This window comes from Neobacillus sp. S1227, from assembly GCF_055385255.1.
On sequence record NZ_AP038276.1, the window covers coordinates 4696468 to 4714826 of the forward strand.

16 protein-coding genes and 1 tRNA gene are annotated in these 18359 nt (G+C 41.1%); 5 read left to right on the plus strand and 12 right to left on the minus strand.

Annotation, left to right across the window (positions count from 1 at the left end):
• The first annotated feature begins 341 nt into the window (after window positions 1-341).
• From ACZ5AE_RS23650 to ACZ5AE_RS23665, 4 genes are all read left to right on the plus strand, one after another.
• The gene (locus ACZ5AE_RS23650; RefSeq protein ID WP_464566945.1) at window positions 342-1037 is read left to right on the plus strand and encodes an MgtC/SapB family protein; all 696 of its coding nucleotides are present in this window, start codon (window positions 342-344) and stop codon (window positions 1035-1037) included.
• 80 nt (window positions 1038-1117) lie between these two features.
• Window positions 1118-1190, plus strand: a tRNA-Ala gene (locus ACZ5AE_RS23655).
• Between the two features lie 304 nt (window positions 1191-1494).
• Window positions 1495-1821 (plus strand): DUF485 domain-containing protein, encoded by a 327-nt coding sequence (locus tag ACZ5AE_RS23660; protein ID WP_464566946.1) that lies wholly within the window; start codon window positions 1495-1497, stop codon window positions 1819-1821.
• The gene (locus ACZ5AE_RS23665) at window positions 1821-3359 is read left to right on the plus strand and encodes a solute symporter family protein (protein WP_464566947.1); all 1539 of its coding nucleotides are present in this window, start codon (window positions 1821-1823) and stop codon (window positions 3357-3359) included. Before ACZ5AE_RS23660 ends, ACZ5AE_RS23665 begins: the two co-directional genes overlap by 1 nt.
• A gap of 23 nt (window positions 3360-3382) precedes the next feature.
• Here ACZ5AE_RS23665 and ACZ5AE_RS23670 read toward each other — a convergent pair whose 3' ends face one another.
• Together ACZ5AE_RS23670 and ACZ5AE_RS23675 are read right to left on the minus strand one after the other, a co-directional pair.
• Entirely contained in the window at window positions 3383-4636 is a 1254-nt protein-coding gene (locus ACZ5AE_RS23670) for a DEAD/DEAH box helicase (protein ID WP_464566948.1), read from the minus strand.
• Between the two features lie 138 nt (window positions 4637-4774).
• Entirely contained in the window at window positions 4775-5140 is a 366-nt protein-coding gene (locus ACZ5AE_RS23675) for an SCP2 sterol-binding domain-containing protein (protein ID WP_464566949.1), read from the minus strand.
• 215 nt (window positions 5141-5355) lie between these two features.
• Here ACZ5AE_RS23675 and ACZ5AE_RS23680 point away from each other — a divergent pair, with 215 nt between their 5' ends.
• Complete coding sequence (locus ACZ5AE_RS23680) at window positions 5356-6240, plus strand: selenium metabolism-associated LysR family transcriptional regulator (protein ID WP_464566950.1); 885 nt, start codon at window positions 5356-5358, stop codon at window positions 6238-6240.
• A gap of 112 nt (window positions 6241-6352) precedes the next feature.
• On the opposite strand, the gene ACZ5AE_RS23685 is transcribed toward ACZ5AE_RS23680, so the two are convergent.
• The 10 genes from ACZ5AE_RS23685 to ACZ5AE_RS23730 all read right to left on the minus strand — a co-directional run bounded on the left by ACZ5AE_RS23685 (window position 6353) and on the right by ACZ5AE_RS23730 (window position 18302).
• A complete protein-coding gene (locus tag ACZ5AE_RS23685) occupies window positions 6353-7828 on the minus strand; it encodes an acyl-CoA synthetase (protein WP_464566951.1) in 1476 nt (491 codons plus the stop codon).
• Between the two features lie 280 nt (window positions 7829-8108).
• Window positions 8109-9011 (minus strand): intracellular short-chain-length polyhydroxyalkanoate depolymerase, encoded by a 903-nt coding sequence (gene phaZ / locus ACZ5AE_RS23690; protein ID WP_464566952.1) that lies wholly within the window; start codon window positions 9009-9011, stop codon window positions 8109-8111.
• Between the two features lie 4 nt (window positions 9012-9015).
• Complete coding sequence (locus ACZ5AE_RS23695) at window positions 9016-10026, minus strand: 3-oxoacyl-ACP synthase (RefSeq protein ID WP_464566953.1); 1011 nt, start codon at window positions 10024-10026, stop codon at window positions 9016-9018.
• A 14-nt stretch (window positions 10027-10040) separates the two neighbouring features.
• Entirely contained in the window at window positions 10041-10220 is a 180-nt protein-coding gene (locus ACZ5AE_RS23700) for a hypothetical protein (protein WP_464566954.1), read from the minus strand.
• A 12-nt stretch (window positions 10221-10232) separates the two neighbouring features.
• Window positions 10233-11231 (minus strand): branched-chain amino acid ABC transporter permease, encoded by a 999-nt coding sequence (locus ACZ5AE_RS23705; RefSeq protein WP_464566955.1) that lies wholly within the window; start codon window positions 11229-11231, stop codon window positions 10233-10235.
• Between the two features lie 4 nt (window positions 11232-11235).
• Window positions 11236-12096 (minus strand): branched-chain amino acid ABC transporter permease, encoded by an 861-nt coding sequence (locus tag ACZ5AE_RS23710; protein ID WP_464566956.1) that lies wholly within the window; start codon window positions 12094-12096, stop codon window positions 11236-11238.
• 17 nt (window positions 12097-12113) lie between these two features.
• Window positions 12114-12821: an ABC transporter ATP-binding protein gene (locus ACZ5AE_RS23715; protein WP_464566957.1), complete on the minus strand. Its 708-nt coding sequence runs from the start codon at window positions 12819-12821 to the stop codon at window positions 12114-12116.
• A complete protein-coding gene (locus tag ACZ5AE_RS23720) occupies window positions 12818-13573 on the minus strand; it encodes an ABC transporter ATP-binding protein (RefSeq protein ID WP_464566958.1) in 756 nt (251 codons plus the stop codon). Before ACZ5AE_RS23720 ends, ACZ5AE_RS23715 begins: the two co-directional genes overlap by 4 nt.
• A 138-nt stretch (window positions 13574-13711) precedes the next feature.
• Window positions 13712-14908, minus strand: coding sequence for a substrate-binding domain-containing protein (locus tag ACZ5AE_RS23725; protein ID WP_464573722.1), 1197 nt, complete (start codon window positions 14906-14908; stop codon window positions 13712-13714).
• 154 nt (window positions 14909-15062) lie between these two features.
• On the minus strand, window positions 15063-18302 hold the full coding sequence (locus ACZ5AE_RS23730; protein ID WP_464566959.1) for a BTAD domain-containing putative transcriptional regulator: 3240 nt from the start codon (window positions 18300-18302) through the stop codon (window positions 15063-15065).
• Between the last annotated feature and the right edge of the window lie 57 nt (window positions 18303-18359).

The following is an 18359-nucleotide window of genomic DNA, read 5'->3' on the forward strand; positions in this document are numbered from 1 at the left end:
TGAAGAGGACGAGAATTAATATACCATGATAAATAAATGTTTGCAATATAATTTATTAATTTTTATTAAAATGAATTTAGAGGCTCCACCTAAATATCCATAAAAAATATTATTAATCTCAAGAAACGAATCTTATCCTTTTCATTTATCCTTAAGAAAATGTTAGAAACATTTAACAGATTCCTGCCAATACATAAAACAAACAACAATTGTATATGTAATTAATAAAGCGTACGCATTTGTTCTTCCATATTGCGCTCCTTTATGCAAAAATCAGAGTATATATGAAAAATGCGATTTCAAAAGTAAAATAGACGAATATATAAAATGGACGTGAATGTATGAGCAGCTTGGATATAGATATACTGATAAAATTGGGAATTTCTGCTGTATTAGGTCTAATTATTGGCCTTGAACGGGAATTAAAAAGAAAGCCGGTTGGATTAAAAACAAGCCTCGTCATTTCAGTTGTCAGTTGTTTACTTACAATTGTATCTATTGAATCGGCTTATATGTTCCCTGATTCAAAGGAAGTTAGAATTACCATGGATCCTTTGCGTTTGGCAGCTCAAATCGTCTCGGGAATTGGTTTCCTTGGAGCTGGTGTTATTTTAAGAAGAGGAAATGACAGCATTTCCGGCTTAACTACAGCTGCCATGATTTGGGGGGCTGCTGGTATCGGGATTGCAGTAGGCGCAGGATTTTATATAGAAGCATTTGTCGGCGTTGCCTTACTTATTATTAGTGTGGAATTTATCCCTGCCGTTATGAAAATTTTTGGACCGAAGCAATTACGGGAAAAAGAAATCATGCTTCAATTATTTATTCGAGACCAGGAACAGATTGATAAATCTATATCATATTTACTAGAAAAAAAATATATTTTGCGCAGAATACGGATTAAAGATTTAGATAACGGTGACCACCTGGTACAAATTTTAGTTGCGGTTGACTATCGCGAAAAAACAACAGATGTATATACGGCGGTTTCCGATTTAGAAGGTGTTAAAAAGGTGGAAATTGAAAGCATTAGTTAAAAATTTTTTTTATAATTCTCGAAATTTCCTCTTGCAATACGATAATAATACAGATATAATTTTTCTTGTACAAATCCATTGGGGGCTTAGCTCAGCTGGGAGAGCGCTTGCATGGCATGCAAGAGGTCGTCGGTTCGATCCCGATAGTCTCCATCAAAATTCTCGAAAAAACCTTTGCAATTGCAGAGGTTTTTTTATTTTTCATAAGTCAATAAAAAATTTTCAAAATAAGAAAATTTTCCCTTGTGTCTATGATTCTCTTAAAATTATAATAAAGGACGTAGAATATTCTCAAATTTTAGAAATATCTGTTATTGGAAGGAGGGAAATCTCAGGCAGATTGTATCAGAAGTATTCAAACACCTTTGGCCCTTGCATCATTTACCTGCCATCATCTTTTTTATCTTACTTCTACATTCTTTAATCCAAGGGTTTATACGAAAGGGGGAGCTTCTATTTGGAAGCAAAAAAAATAAACGCTCAAAGTGAAAGCGATTACAGTTCTATCGTCCAATCTTCTTCGTTTCAGACATTACTCTCCGAAAAGAAAAAATTTATTATTCCTTTTACTATCTTCTTTTTCTGTTTCTATTTTGCTTTGCCAATCTTAACCTCTTATTCTACCTTACTTAATACAAAATTTATCGGAAATATTACTTGGGCATGGGTATTTGCTTTCCTTCAATTTGTTATGACATGGGGTTTATGCATGCTTTATTCTAAGAAAGCAGCAAGGTTTGATGAGTTATCATCCCAGGTCATTCAAGAAAGGGGGAATAGTTAATGAATACCCCTGCATTCCTAATGTTTCTGGCCATTGTTCTCGTAACGCTGGTCATCACATATTTCGCTTCCAAGAAAACTAAGAATGCCAGTGAATTTTACACTGCTGGCGGTGGTCTTACCGGCTGGCAAAATGGACTTGCCATCGCAGGTGATTATATGTCTGCAGCTTCTTTCCTAGGAATTGCCGGTGCTGTAGCCCTGACCGGCTTTGATGGATTTTTCTATAGCATTGGGTTTTTAGTGGCTTACCTTGTCGTTCTTTATTTGGTAGCGGAACCGTTAAGAAATCTGGGCAAATACACTTTTGCTGATATGATAGCGGCACGTTTTGATGCCAAAAAAATCCGCGGATTCGCTGCCATGAATACAATGACGATCTCTATTTTTTATATGATTGCTCAGCTTGTCGGTGCTGGTGCACTTATTAAATTACTATTGGGATTGGAGTATACAACCTCTGTCTTAATCGTCGGAGTGTTAATGACGGTATACGTTATTTTTGGCGGAATGCATGCAACAAGCTGGGTGCAAATCATTAAAGCGATCCTGTTAATGGGCGGCACCTTCATTATTTCTATGATTGTTTTTGCCAAATTCAATTTCAGTATTACCGATATGTTCGCCCAAATGAAAACGGCAACTCCTTTAAAGGAATCCTTCCTAAATCCAGGTGTAAAGTACAAAGACGGTCTGGATACATTATCTCTAAACATGGGACTTGTTCTTGGGACGGCAGGGCTTCCGCACATTCTTGTTCGCTTCTTTACCGTAAAGGATGCCAAGACGGCACGCTCGTCTGTTGTTTATGCTACCTGGGTTATTGGATTATTTTATGTAATGACCATTTTCCTTGGTTTCGGTGCTGCAGCATTTGTCGGCAATGAAAAAATTATTGCTGCCAACCCAGCCGGAAATATGGCAGCGCCTTTATTAGCTCAAGCAATTGGCGGTAACATGTTGTTTGCCTTTATTTCTGCGGTGGCGTTTGCAACAATTCTTGCAGTTGTTGCAGGGCTTGTGCTGACAGCCGCATCTGCATTTGCCCATGACTTCTACAATGAGATATTTAAAAAAGGAAGAGCAACCGAAAAGCAACAGGTATTGATGGCCCGTTACGCAGCCATTGGGGTTTCTGTCTTATCTATTATTCTTGCCTTAGGAGCACAGACGCTGAACGTTGCCTTCCTTGTTTCACTTGCATTTGCCGTTGCTGCAAGCGCGAATTTACCAGTAATTATTTATACCATCTACTGGAAACGTTTTAATACAACTGGTGCAGTTTGGGCCATGGTAATCGGACTTGTTTCGGCCATTGGGTTAGTGTTAATCAGCCCGAATGTATTCAGTCCGGAAGTTGGCAAAGCAATTTTTGTGGGAAATCCTATTTTCCCATATACTACTCCAGGGATTGTTTCGATTCCGCTTGGTTTCTTAGCAGGTTACCTTGGAACCATCTTCTCCAGACAAAAAGCGGATGTTAAAAAATATGAGGAAGTACTCGTTAAATCCAATACAGGGATTGGTTTGGGAAGATAAAAAATAAAGGTTAAAAAACCCCATTAATGGGGTTTTTTTCTTGCAAAATTCTTCTTCTGATGTTTTCTTTCACCATTTTTCTTATGACGGACATTTTTAATTTGCTGTCCATCTTGACGTTTTTTTGCGGAAGTGTCCTGCCGAGTTTCCTTTTCCTTATTCGCATTCCCTAGATTTTGTTTATTTATTCTAATATTCAGCTCTTTTTCAATTAATTCAAGAGTCGCTCGGTCCTTAGTAGAATAAAGGGTGATAGCAAGTCCTTTTGTTCCTGCCCTCCCTGTCCTGCCGATTCTATGAATATAACTCTCGGGATCCTGAGGAATATCATAATTAAACACATGAGTTACACCTTCTACATCAAGTCCTCTTGCTGCTACATCGGTGGCAATTAGCAATTGTATTTCCGCATCCCGAAACCGTTTCATGACCTGTTCTCGTTTTGCCTGTGACAAATCACCATGCAGCTCATCACAGGGAAATCCATGGCCTTTTAAAATTTCATAAAGCTTAGTAACTCTCCGTTTTGTCCGGCAAAAAATCACTGCTAAAAATGGCCGATGCGTTTCAATTAATTGAATAAGAGTTGCCTGTTTCGCACGATCAATCGTATGAATGGCAATCTGTTTCACATTTTCAGCGGGGCCCTGAACTTTTTCGACTTGAATATATTCCGGGGTCCGCATGTATTTATTTGCTAGCTTTTTAACCTCAGGAGGAATCGTTGCTGAGAAAAGCATGGTCTGCCTGCTTGCGGGCGTTTCCCTAATGATCTCCTCAACCTCGCTGAGAAACCCAATATGAAGCATTTGATCTGCTTCATCGAGAACAAGATAAGAAACATTTGCTAATTGGATTGTTCCCCTTCGAATATGATCCAGAAGCCTGCCCGGAGTTCCTACAACAATCTGTGGATGGTACTTTAATTTCTTTAATTGTTTGTCAACATCTTGACCGCCATATACAGCTAGAACATTTATATCATCGAAATCATGAATCAATTTTTCAATTTCATCCGTAATTTGCAGGGCCAATTCTCTCGTTGGTGTCACAATAAGGGCTTGAATATGGCCGTCATTTCGATTCAATTTTTCAAGGATGGGCAGGATGAAGGCCAGAGTCTTGCCTGTACCTGTTTGGGCCTGGGCAATGGTATCCTTGTCATTCATAATAATCGGAATCGCCTGGTGTTGAATCGGTGTTGGAGTTGCGATCCCATACCCACGTAATGTATCCACTAATTTGGTTGAAATCCCTAATGATAAAAATTCTGACAAAAAACCGCCTACTTTCTGTATTACCTTCCACTAATAATGATTGTTTTCCACCATAAATTCAATTATTCATTTATGATAATTGAATTTACCAGCATAAAAGCAAAAAGCTGCTGAGATTTCTCAAGCAGCTTGGCATTTTTATAGAGGTTCTTTTAGATTATATTTTTTGAGAATGCTTTCTATTTTCAAACCAGTGCTTACGTCACCTTTTACCTTCACTTTACCTGTCAGCAGGGCCATCGTACCGCTCATTTTACACAAAACAAATTTTTTGAAGGTATCATAGTTTAAAGTCATCATCACGTCCGGAGCAACTTGGGCTCCTTCTTTAATTGTTAATGTACCATCTTGAAAATAATGTTGGAAAGTTGACGGCAACTGATCATATACATCGTATTGAACTACAGCGTTAAATCCTTTGATTGGACCTGGATTTTCATTAAAGATCTCCTCAATTCTTGCCATTAAATCCGTTAAAGAATACTCTTGAATCGCTTTTTCCACTAAGGAAGCCCTCCTTTATATAAACCTTTAATTCCATGATACTGTTTCGTATCATAAGGATAAAGTGACAATATTATGAACTCTTTCAAATACGTATTAAAAAATTTGCTTTTTAAAAATATTGGATTCATAAATATCAATGATATATTTAAACTATCTATTAATTCGGGTACCAATTATCTAATATTACGAATGAAACATAGGAGGATCTCTCGTTGGATTTACACCAGTTATATGTGTTTACAAAGGTGGTTGAACATAAAAGCTTTTCGAAGGCCGCTGAGGATATTTTTCTAAGTCAATCTACTGTTAGTTCCCATATTCAAGCTTTGGAAAAAACATTGAATGTGCAGCTGTTTGATCGCGTTGGCCGTGAAAGTATTCTAACTCCCCATGGGGAGCGGCTCTATCAATGGGCGCTAAAACTATTGCTCTTAAAGGACCAAGCTTTAATGGATTTAAAACAAGGAATGACTGAACTTCGGGGGATGATTCGGGTAGCCGCAAGCTCGGTGCCGGGGCAGTTCCTTCTTCCGAAAATGGTCAAGAGATTTAGAGAAGAGTACGAAAATGCCATGTTTCAAATCAGCCAGTCCTCCTCAAAAAATGTCGTGGAAAAAGTACTAAACGGATCCATCGAAGTTGGGTTTTTAGGAGAAAAATATGAAAGCGATAAACTAAACTATATACCGTTATTAAAGGAGAAGCTTGTTCTGATTTCAGCAAATGAACGAAAAATAACAGAACCGGTAAACATTCAAGAGATTTTGAAGTATCCATTTATCATGAGGAACTCCGAGTCGGGCACAAATGCCATCCTTGAGAGGGTTCTAAAGAAACATAAAATATCTAAGGATAAATTGAATATCATTGCTTATACAGATTCCAGTCAGAGCTTAATACAGTTTGTCATACAAGACATAGGCATCTCAATTATTTCCGAAATAGCCGCACGAGAGTATGCTGCCCAAAACAGACTTAAAATGTATGAAATTCCTGGATTTGATGAGGAAAGATACTTTTATCTCACCTATAACATCCATAAAACCCAATCCATCCTAGCCAAATTATTTATTGAAAAAGCCGCTGAATTGCTCTAAAAACAAAAACTTTGACGGGGGTCATGCCCCCGCTGCTGTAAAGTGTAACATCCGGCAGTTCCCCGACCCAAGTACTTTAGTGATTTAAGGTTTAAGGATTACTTTGATGCCTTTATATTTTGATGGCCATTTCCTTTAATTTCTTCTTATCAATTTTTCCCACATGAGTTTTCGGAAGTTCATTTACTTGAATGAATTTTTTGGGAATTTTATAACGGCCTAGTTTGACTTCACAATATGTTTTAAGTTCCCCATCAGTTATGCTCCATTCCTTGAAAACTATAAAAGCTGCTGCCACTTCACCCCATTTTTCATCTGGCAGGCCGATTACAGCAGCCTCTTCAATAGCGGGGTGTTCCGCAAGCCAATGCTCAATTTCCAAGGGATAAATATTTTCGCCGCCAGTGATGATCATATCCTTTTTCCGGCCGACAATATAATAAAAGCCCTGTTCATCCCTTCTGGCTAAATCTCCTGTCCGGATCCAGCCATCCGTCATTGTTTCGTTCGTCGCTTGTTCATTATCCCAATAGAACGAAAAAGCATGTTTACCCTTAATTAATAACTCGCCAACCTCGTTAGCTCCGGCTTCTCTGCCATCTGTTTTTTCAAGGATGATTGAATTAAACATCATGGGTTTGCCAACTGAGCCGCGCTTTATCTGCGCTTCCTTCGGACTTATATAAAAATTATTCGGCCCTGCTTCTGTCAACCCATACCCCTCTTTAAAGGCCAAGCCCTTTTTATGAAACGCCTCATAAATTTGTAAGGGGCAGGGTGCCGCCCCAGATAAGAAGATTTTCATAGAAGGAAAATGGCTGCTTTTAAATTCTTCCGATTGGATTAACATATGATACATCGTCGGCACTAGGAGAATGATTGTGCAGTTGTAACGATTGATGGATCCTACTGCTGCCGCCGCATCAAATTGGTCCCCAATGACAACGGTCCCGCCCATCATAAGGATGGGAATGCTTAATGCATTCAGGCCGCCTGTATGAAACATGGGCATATAATTGACTGTGACCTCTTGATCCGTCAGCCCCCAGCTGAAAATGGAATTTATCCCATTCCAGAGGATTGATCGATGACTTAATACAACACCCTTTGGCTTCCCGGTTGTACCACCTGTGTAAATCATCGCTAATGGGTCGGTTTCTGATATTTCTTCTATTTTTTTTAAAATGTTTTTTTCAAAAGCTCCGACATTAAAAGATGGTGGTTTTTTGCCAGGAAACTGATCATAAATATGAATAAATTGTTCATGCACCCCAATCAGAACCGGTGTACAGTCCTGCAATATTTCGTTTATTTCATGAGCCGAAAGCCTCCAGTTCAGCGGTACAAAAATGGCGCCAATTTTTCCGCAGGCAAATAATAAATCAAAATAGCATATATGGTTTGGGGCTAAGAGAGCAACTCGATCGCCTTTTTTTATGCCTCTGTTTTGCAGGTTTGCGGCAGTATTGTTCGCCCGTTCGTTCAATTCTTTATAGGTCCAAGTCTCGTTTGTCTTCTCATCGATTATGGCAGCTTTATTTGGCGATAATCTCGCTCTATTTTCCAGCCAATCCAATTCCCACCTCACCAAAACTCGCTCCTTCACTACTAGATGGTGCTATTTTAGCTGGGAGTGGTTACAGAGGAGTTACAACAGATGGGGGGTCCTAGATTATAGGAATGGGTCATTAACACTTTTCGGATTATATCTACAATTCTTTAAAGATATCTACGAAACTATTAAGGATATCTACAATTTTTTAATAATATCTACAAATTTAAGGAACATATCTTCAAAGTGCACCATGCAGACACTAAATCAAATCGTCAAAAAAACGCCCCCTTCTGAAGGCGCCTCCAATAACTTCTTATACCTGCACTTCCCTCTCCAAAAACTTTGTCATTTCCTCCAACAATTGCGGCAGGTCATCCACTAATGGGGAGTGGCCGCAGTTTTTCAATTCAACATAAGTCGCCTTATCTCCCAAATCGGCCAATAGCTCGTTCGTCATTTCTCTGGCAATAACCATATCCCTTTCACCATATAACACCAGAACAGGAACATAAATGTCATCGACCTTACCATTTCCAGGAACAAGTCCATTATGAACATGGCTGATATTAAAGGTATTATTGCAGTGATGTACTTCAGCCAGATTGCGCTGCGTCCGCATGTCCTGAACATACTCATCATAAAGATCAGGTGCTGGCTGGTTGTGGGTGTAAATGACAGCGTTCCAAATTAATTTCAGTAAAGCGACATCATTGGTATCGTAAGCGGCTTGCACAGGTATGGTGCGAACTAGGTCTCGCTTTATCTCGTCATGCAAGGTAAATCGGCGCGGCTCATCAGCATCGTTCAATTTTCCGTCAAACGGATAACCCCTGGTAGATTCAGATGCTAATAAAATCAATTTATTGCAATAACCTGGATAATCAGCGGCGAACTGCATCCCCACTGCACCTCCGGTTGACCAGCCGACAAGAGCAAAGTCGTTCAAACCAATCGCGTCTACAAACAGTTTGACATCATCTGCAAAATCCTTAATCGACATAATTAGGTTGTTATAGGTAGACAGTCCGAATCCCCGCAAATCAACGGCATACAATTTATATTTCTCATCCATGTTTTCAAGAACGAGATCCCAGTGCTTGGATGAAGTCATATTACCATGAACTAATAATACCTTTATTTCTCCGCCTTCCCTTTCCCGGTAGAAAAGCGTTTCTCCATTTGTAAGCTCGACACTCTTTAAAGATATGTTTACCATCCTATCATCCCTTTCCCCATTTAATGGTTGTCGCTCCCCACGCATAGCCAATCCCGGCACTGACAAAAACGACAAGATCGCCGTCCTTTACTTTCTCTTCCTGCAAAGCCAGCTCCAACGACAAGATTTGATCTATCTGCCCAATATGACCGTAATCCTCCAAATAAATTGCCTGCTTGTTGGACAAGCCCAGTTCTCTTAATACATATTCATGAGCGGATTTTTTCATGTGAAGAATAGCTAAATATACAATATCCTCCACTGTATACCCGCTTTTTCGAACCGATTCACGAATGACTTTTAAAAAATTGCTCATTGATTTTTCCTCAAGGCGCTGCTTCATCCCTTCAGGATCAAGAACGTCGAGCATGTTTAAGCGTTTGCGTATCGCCTCGGCAGTAATCGGATGTTTGGTGCCGCCCGCAACGACGACGACATCCTCGGAAAAAGAACCATCCGTCAGGATTTCCGTCTCCAGCAACAGATTTTTCGAATAATCTTTTTGAAGAAGAATGGCACCGCCGCCAGCACCGAGATTATACATAAATCTTGTTCTGGGGTTCTCGTAATCTATGAAATCAACATTTCGGTATCCCCCGGCGAGAAGAACTGTGCGTATACCTGGGTCAGAGAGCATCATGCTTTTCGCTACCTTCAACGCCATCACGGTTGTGCCGCATCTTAAAGCCGTATCAAACGCCCATGCATTAAAAGCGCCGATTGCTTCCTGCAGCTTGATTCCTGCCGTCCAGATTGGATATTCCTTATGCTCCTCACCGATATAAATGACAAGGTCAATATCCAGAGGATTAAACGAGGCTTTCTCAAGCGCCTTTCTTGCAGCAAGGATGCCCATTTCACAGGTATGGTCCTCGGAACCTGGAATATGCTTTTTCTTAATCCCCATTTTTTCTTCGATAACGGTCACCGGTATGCCTGCCTTTTCGGCTATTTCCTGACCAGTCATTATTTTTTCCGGCAAGTATATCCCTGTACTTACTATGCCTATTTGCAAAACGATCACCTACTCTATGAATCTTCTGCAATTTCCTTCATAAACAACATCGCCTCTTCAATCGTTTCGAATAAAGTTTCCCTGTCTTCCTGCACATGGGTCACTTTAATCCTCCAGTGCCGAGACCCGGTCTCCTTTTCGACTGCAGCCAAGTGAAAACGAACGACAAAGGAGGTAACTAGATTCGTATCCATCGCGGCCTCCTTCTAGCCCGCCAGCTTTTCTTTTTTTCTGACTTCCTGCTGCTTTTTCCGTTTCCAGGTTATAGTCCTTAACGTACCGACAATTCCTTTTGGAAAAAACATGACCACTAAAATATAAATAATGCCAAAAAAGATCATCCAACGTTCAAAAATCCAATGCTCTTTCGCTAGCTCTGTCAGCCAGTCATGGGCAAATTCAATTAATCCTGCACCGATCATCGCCCCGTATAGTGTGCCGACACCGCCGATAATCGTCATTAACAACGCATCCAATGTGATGTCCATCGAAAAAACACTTGTATTGACAAACCGTAGTGACATCGCATAAAGAATACCCGCAACACCAGCTAATACTCCGGAAACGATGCTTGCGGCAATTTTATAGTGGAGGACATGATATCCAAGTGATTCGGTGCGCTGCTCATTCTCGCGGATCGCCTGAAGCACCCGTCCCAATGGTGAATTGGTAAACCGCTTTAAAATTATAAACACTGCCGCCATAATCAACAGGCAAAGCAGATAGTAATCTGTCCGGTCAATAAATTGCTCTGGAACGCGGAACGTGAAGCCATCATTCCCATGGGTCAAGCTGCGCCATTTTTCCGCAGCAACTAAAAACAAGCCTGCCAACGACAGGGTTAACATCGCATAAAAGTGGCTTTTTAACCGAAGCGTCATAAGTCCAACAATAAAGCTTATCAACGCAGTTAAAGCAAGCGTTGCCAAGAGTGCCAGCAGGAAATTCAGCATTGTCGGCTCAAATCGCTTCATAAAAATCCCGATAGAATAAGCTCCGATTCCAAAAAACATGGCATGACCGAAGGAAACAATACCTGTAAAGCCGAGCAGCAGGTCATAGCTCATCGCAAATACCGAAAAAATAAATATTTGCGTTAACAAAATCATCAGATTACGAGATTCATAGACAAATGGCAAGAGGAAGAGAAATGCTGCAACTATCCAAAATAATGTTGTCCCCTTATTGGTTCGTAACCACGTCATATTCTCACCCCTTTGCCCCAAATAGCCCTTGCGGCCGAATAATCAATACAACTGCCATCAACAGCATATTAACAGCAAGCGACAAGTCCGGAACATAATACGCCATAAACGAACCGGACAGCCCCACGAGGATTGCTGCCAAAATGGAGCCATTGAAATTCCCCATTCCCCCGATGACTACCACGATAAAGGCTAAAATGGCAAACTCCATTCCCATCCCGGCATGGATGACACCGGAATATGGCCCTAAAAGAACGCCGCCAAGAGCGGCCATACCTGCACCAATCATAAATACAAACATAAATACCTTTTGAATATTGATACCTAACGCCTGAACCATTTCCTTATTCATTACACCAGCTCGGACAACAAGGCCGATTTTCGTTTTTTTGAGCAAAAATTGCACGCACGTATAAATAAGCAGGCCAGCCAAAATAATAAATACCCGATATTTAATGATAATCACGCCGCCCAGTTCCCAACTTCCCTTTAAATAATCCGGCGGCGTGGCGGTAATTTGATTAGGTCCCCAAATCACCTTCAGCATTTCCGAAAGCACAAGCATAAGACCAAGTGTAATTAAAATTTGCTGGACATGGTTTCCGTAAACCGGTTTGATAATCCATTTTTCCGTAATGATGCCCAAAAGGAATCCGGTCAGAACGGCGACGGCAATCCCAATCAGAAAGCTCCCCGTTTTTCCATAAATCCATAAACCGCTGTAAGCTCCCCAGGCAAATAATCCGCCATGGGCAAAGTTCAATACATCCATTAATCCAAATATTAGCGTTAATCCGGCTGCCAGCAGGAAAATAAGCATCCCTGTCGCCAGCCCGTTTAAGGCCAAATTGAAGAATAAATCCACAAAGGTCTTCCCCTTTCCTAGGCAATCCCTAAAAATTTCCGTTTCTTTTCCTCGTTTTCTTTCAATTCTTGCATTGTTCCATGGCTTACTGTCTGGCCGTCATCGATAATGTAATAACAATCACCGATTGTACTTGCCATCATGAAATTTTGCTCCACCAAAACAATGGTTGTCTGCTCCTTCATTTGAGTAATGGATTCCATTACCTTTTCCACAACGATTGGCGCCAATCCCTTGCTCGGCTCATCGATTAATAGCAATTCATTTTCATTAATATAGGCTCTGGCAATGGCCAGCATTTGTTTCTGCCCGCCGCTTAACAGCCCGCCCGGCTTTTTCCAAAACTTTTTCAAGTCGGGAAACAGTTCCAGGATCCAATCCATTCTCTTCAAGGTTTCTGTATTTTCCTTTTGCATTGCAACCTTCATATTTTCCTCAACGGTTAAGCCTGAAAAAATCCCCTGGTCTTCTGGGACAAAGCCAATCCCTTTTTTGGCAATGGTGTAGGGAGCAAGAGTATGAATGGACTCCCCTTTAAAAATCACACTTCCTTTGGAAGCAGGTGTAAACCCCATGATAGTCCGTAAAGTGGTCGTCTTACCTGCTCCATTTCGGCCAAGCAGAACGGTCACTTCTCCCTTTTTCACTTCCAACGAAACACCTTGAAGAATATGATATTGGCCTATATATGTTTCTATGTCTTTTAGCTGCAGTAGTTCGCTCATTCGTAAAGCCCTCCTAAATAGGCCGACTGAACCGTCTCATTTTTCATGATATCCTCCGGCGTCCCGTCAGCAAGAAGCCTGCCATTAAACAAAACCATGACAGAATCGGACAAATCTAATATCATATCCATTTTGTGTTCAATAAGAATGATGGTCCGATCCCCTTGCTTCTTGATCCGCTTGATGACTTCCAAAATCGCTGGAACCTCCTCCAAAGACATTCCTGCCGTCGGTTCATCCAGCAATAAAACCTCCGTTTCCAATGCCAGCAACATAGCAATTTCCAGCTTCCGCTTTTCACCATGGGCAAGGTTAGCGGCAAGTGAGTCCCGTTTGTCATCGAGAAGCATAAGCCTCAGCCATTCCATCGCCTTCTCCTCAAATTGGCGATATTTTTTATAATGAAAGAGCAGTTGATAGCGGACTCCCGCCCGTGATTGAACAGCGAGCCGGACATTTTCCAAAACAGTTAAATTTGGAAATACATTTGTAATTTGAAAGGAACGGCCAATTCCTGCCCTGGTTCGCTTGGTCGGTGAAAAGGCAGTGATGTCTTTCCCGCGGTAATAAATTTTCCCTTTTGTCGGCGTAAGCTGCCCGCTTAATAGATTAAAAAAGGTCGTTTTTCCGGCGCCATTCGGCCCGATAATTGATTTAAAGTGTTTTTCAGGAACAGATAATGTAACTGAATCAACCGCTGTATGACCGCCAAAGGTTATCGTTAAATCATTTGTTTCGATCAATGCTGTCAAACATATCACCACCTTAGATTACAAAATAGGAAGAGGGGGACCCAAATTAAGACACACATAAGCCCCCCATTCACATCTTCATTTTCAATTAGCAACGCCTTATGAACCGTCCTATCGGACTCGCCAATCGGCGAGTTTTCATTTATTACGAATTGGTGGAGAGGTTTCCTCAGGAGTCAGCTCGCGCATCAATACCGGAACCGGATAATTTACGCCATCCTTTTTCTCAAGCTTAATCGCATAAAGTGTCTGCAGTGCCTGGTGGTCCTCAGGACGGAAAGTCATTTTTCCTTTCGGAGTTTCAAAGCTCATTCCTTCCATCGCTTTAATCAATGTATCGGCATCAGTATCGCCTTTTGTTTTCTTAACGGCTTCCACGATGGAGATTGCTGCACTCATACCTCCTGGCGTAAATAGGTCGGGAGCCTCATTGTTAAATTTCTTTTTATGCTCAGCGACAAGCCAATCATTGATTTTATTTTTAGGAAGATCATGATAATAGACAGTGAAGCCTTCCATTCCTACAAGCGGTGCCATCGTCGATAAGGCCGCAATATCTGGTGCTCCGGTAGAGATTTTAATGCCTTTTTCCTGAACCTTCATATCGGCAATCTGTTTCCATGGAGAGTTAGCACCTGCCCAGACTACGAATAGGTAATCAGGCTTGGCATCAATGATTTTTTGAATATTAGAGGTAAAATCCGTTGCTGCCGGATCTGCATATTCTTCCTTTACAATGTCAGCGCCTAATTTCTTAGCCGCTTCTTTAAATGCTGCTACCCCGTCACGTCCAAATGAATAATCAGGAGCTAGGGTCGCAATTTTGACACCCTTTTTCGCGATGGCTGCTGCACCTGCAACTGCATCCTGTGAAGAATTCCTTGCGGTACGGAAAATATAAGGATTAAACTCAGAACCTGTAATGGTATCGGCGGCTGCAGGTTCCACCACCATGATTCTTTGATATTCCTCAGCCAGCGGCAGGACTGCTAATGTATCAGCCGAACTAGACGATCCAACCAAGAAATCTACCTTATCTTCTTCTAATAGTTTCGTTGCTTTTTGTACAGCTACTTCCGGCTTCGTTTCGGTATCTTCCACATAGAATTCAATTTTTCTGCCATCTACTTCCATCTTTCCGTCTGTAGCATATTGAAGTCCCAGCTCAAAGCCTCTTAATGTTTGCTTGCCGTATGACTCCAAGGCTCCCGTTTTGGAAGCAAGCACACCAATTTTAATTGGTGCTTTATTTTCTTCCTTCTTTCCGCCGTTGTCCTTCGGCTCTGATGATGATTTGTCCGAGCTGCATGCACTGGCAAACAGCATCACAAACATAAGTAATCCTAAAAATGCCCATCTTTTTCTGCTTCCCTTCACATTTCTTCCCCCTTAAAATTTTTCACCACAATCATGGAAATGCTTTGACTTCATCATAGGAAATAGGAGTTACAAAGAAGTTACAAAAAAAAACAGCCCTTTTTTCAGGCTGTCAGATCGGCTGGATATAACTGTCAGATTTCAAAATCATGTCATGCATATGCTTTGTTGGCTCAAGCGGTGAAACACCAAGTTCCTTTTCGAGGACCTCGGTGCATTTTTGATACCATTTTAAGGCCTGCGGACGGTTATTTTTCCGATAGTAGCAGTACATGAGGAGACGGTATGCCTCTTCCCAGGTACGGTCCCGCTCCAATATTTTTTCACACCAAAAAATGGCCCCGTCATAATTTTCCTTACGAACATAGCCTTGAGCCATTTTTTCCGCACCTCTTAGGAAACAAACGAGCATTCTCTCCCTTTTGCTGATACACCAATCATCATAGCGGCGGTCAGGCAAATACTCCCCTTGATAGAGCTTTAAACCCTTTTCTAAAAAAAGCTGCCCTTTCTCATGTTCTGTTTCCTGAAGCCCTTTTTGAATCAAGTCCTGAAAAAGGACAGTATCCAATTCGATCACCGCCAGTGGATTTAATCCATAAAAACTTCCTTCCCGTATCACAAAAAAAGGGGCAGACCTTGCCTTCCTCGAGGGTTCAAGGACATTCTGCAGGCTGTGTAAGGCCACTTTGAAGTCTCGGTCAGCCATTTTTCGATCGTGATTTGGCCAAAGAATAGCAATAATCTCTTCTTTTGAAATTAATTCACCAGTAGTCATCAATAATTGAAATAGCTCCTTTGCCTTTTCTCTCTGCCATTCCTTTTCACCGACTTCCTTATCCGCCAGCCAAATCCTGAATTGGCCAAGGGTTTGGACCCTGATGGAATAACCTGGATGGGATTCCAAAGCGGCAATCCCCATATCCTGGAGGATTTTGGCCGTATATCCTGATTGTCCGTCATCTTTTAAATAGTCTATTAACATAGGAATGAACATCTGCAAATCTCTTGGACCAAAGACAGATCTTTTATGAAAAATAAATTCATATTCGTGTGTTTGGACAATATTCAAAAACTCAGCAAACGTCTGCCTGAAATGCCCGCGATTTTTCTTGAGGTGAAAACAATAGGCCAGCCAGAAATTGCTGAGCATTTGACCATAAGTGTCCTCACATTGTATAAACATGTTATTCGTTTGTTCCAAGTAATCCAGGGCCTCTGAGAATCGTTCATTATGAATGCAAGTGATCCCCATGCCAAGCGTAATCATGGCCGAAAGCCAAAGGTCATTCACTCTTTCCGTCTCCTGCAAAGCACGTTTACCGGCCACCATTGCCCGTTCGAATTCCCCTCTTGCACCATATAAAATGCAAAGTCCCATTAATGGCTCTGCCTTACCACGATCAACATGCAATTTATCCATCAAATCAAGTGCCGTCTGATAGCAGTTTTCCGCTAACGAAGAATCATATTTATTCAAAATTTGAACAGCGTGCCCCATCCTAATCCATCCGCACGCCTCCACAAATGGAGCCTTCAAGCTGATTCCTTGCTGAATGCCTGCCTGGGCAAGCTCTTTTGCTTTATTCCCTTCTCCTGTAAAAGCCTCGATAATGGAAAGTAATAAGTCAATTTCACGGTGTGCCCGCGGCAAGGAAGAAAATTGAACATTCTTCACTTCAGCCTTTTTCGTATATAGAAATTTCTTTGCTTCCTCAAACCGTCCTGTTCGTAGATACAATCTTGCCTCAAGACTTCCGTCAAGCTTGGAAATAGTAGATTCCTTGGCTTTTTTTAGCCAAACCGCAGCTTTTCTTGCTTTCCCGGAGTTAAGCAGATTCTCGGATAATAATTCATAAAGTCTGCCGCTTTCTTCCACGGGGCTATGGCTTTTTTCGCGGTGGGCAATCGCTTCATATAAAAGCTGTTCTGCACGCTGAGGTTGAATTGTGTCCAAGTAAATCTTCGCTTTTCCCTCTAAAGCCCGGCTCATCCCCAGGAAATCACTTCTCCTATGGGCACCTTCGTAAGCCACATGATAATATTCTTCTGCTTCAAGATATTGGGAACGGTATCGGTATACTTCCGCTTTTAATAGCCAAAGAAGATAGTAGGAATCGAACTCATCCTCAGGGATCTTCCCTAATAAATCCGCTAAGCTTTCCAATTTACCGCTTTCCAGCATGTGAAAGCCATTTTCCTGCAATATGGTGGCAATCGCTTTATACTGTTTTATTTTTTTGTAATGATAAAGTGCCTTTTCCCAAAGCCCCTTTTTTTCATAAAAACGGGCACATCGTTCATGAAGGAAGGTAAAGTTTTCCGGATGATTCTTTTCAAAATAATTTTCTAAGAAATCTTTAAATAACGCGTGGTAACGATAATGCCTTGAGTCGACTTTTTGGATGAAAAGGTTTCGCTCCTTTAACTGTTCCAACATGCTTGAGGCCGCTTGAATGCCGATGACCAGGTCACATAATTCCTCTTCAATTTCCTCAAAAATAGATGTTTGTTCAAGAAATTGCTGAATGATGGGCGGCTGCTTTGAAAACACTTCTAAAACTAGATACTGAAAAAAGTCATGAAGGGACAGGGAAGATTGCTCAATTAAAGTGGAAATGTCTTGTTTCAAGGGAATTTGCTGGGCAATCATACAAGTGGCAATAATCCATCCTTCTGTTACTTGATAGATGGCTAATAAATGATGATGCTCCACCTCCAGCCCGTATAAGTCCAACAAGAGCATTTCCATTTCCTCAATGGTCAGAATCAAGTCCTCTTTGGTAATTTCCAGCAACTGTCCGCACACTTTCATTTTTGTAAGTGGCTTCCAAACAGGACAGCTTCGGCTGGAGATTACCATATGCAAATTGGCAGGGATATGCTCGAGAAGATTTTCCATGAAACTATTAATAGTATAGGACTGTTCAATTTGGTGAAAATCATCCAAAATCAAAATGATTTCAGTACTGGTTTCAAGGATTTCATTAATAAACAAAGAACAGAGGAAACCTATTTCTTCATTGCGGATATAACGATCTGTGGTTTCCACAAAGGTTAACAACTCTCTGCCAAACTCAGGGGCAGCTTTTCGAATGGAATGGATAATATGAGACAGAAACGGAAGGATATCATCATCCATAGAAGAGATAGAATACCAACAGCCATTTATATTTTCGTCCTTCATAAACAAAGCAAGTGCGGTGCTTTTTCCAAAGCCTGCCCCGGAATGAATAATAGTTAGGGGATGTTCTGGTATTTTTTTCAGCTTCCTCGTAAGATTTGCTCTTCTTAGAAACTCATCTTTCACTACAGGAACCCGCAGCTTTGTTTGAATAATCGGAAGCTTCACACTTGAAGGCCTCCCTTCTAAAAGTTTTCCTAATTTTTACACTATTTTATCATACTG

Bases quoted from the DNA above. Each gene is read 5' to 3' on its own strand.
- ACZ5AE_RS23665 (WP_464566947.1), top strand. From the start codon at position 1,821: ATGAATACCCCTGCATTCCTAATGTTTCTGGCCATTGTTCTCGTAACG.
- phaZ (WP_464566952.1), bottom strand. From the start codon at position 9,011: ATGGTAAACATATCTTTAAAGAGTGTCGAGCTTACAAATGGAGAAACG.
- ACZ5AE_RS23715 (WP_464566957.1), bottom strand. From the start codon at position 12,821: ATGAGCGAACTACTGCAGCTAAAAGACATAGAAACATATATAGGCCAA.
- ACZ5AE_RS23725 (WP_464573722.1), bottom strand. From the start codon at position 14,908: ATGTTTGTGATGCTGTTTGCCAGTGCATGCAGCTCGGACAAATCATCA.
- ACZ5AE_RS23650 (WP_464566945.1), top strand. From the start codon at position 342: ATGAGCAGCTTGGATATAGATATACTGATAAAATTGGGAATTTCTGCT.
- ACZ5AE_RS23705 (WP_464566955.1), bottom strand. From the start codon at position 11,231: ATGACGTGGTTACGAACCAATAAGGGGACAACATTATTTTGGATAGTT.
- ACZ5AE_RS23700 (WP_464566954.1), bottom strand. From the start codon at position 10,220: ATGGATACGAATCTAGTTACCTCCTTTGTCGTTCGTTTTCACTTGGCT.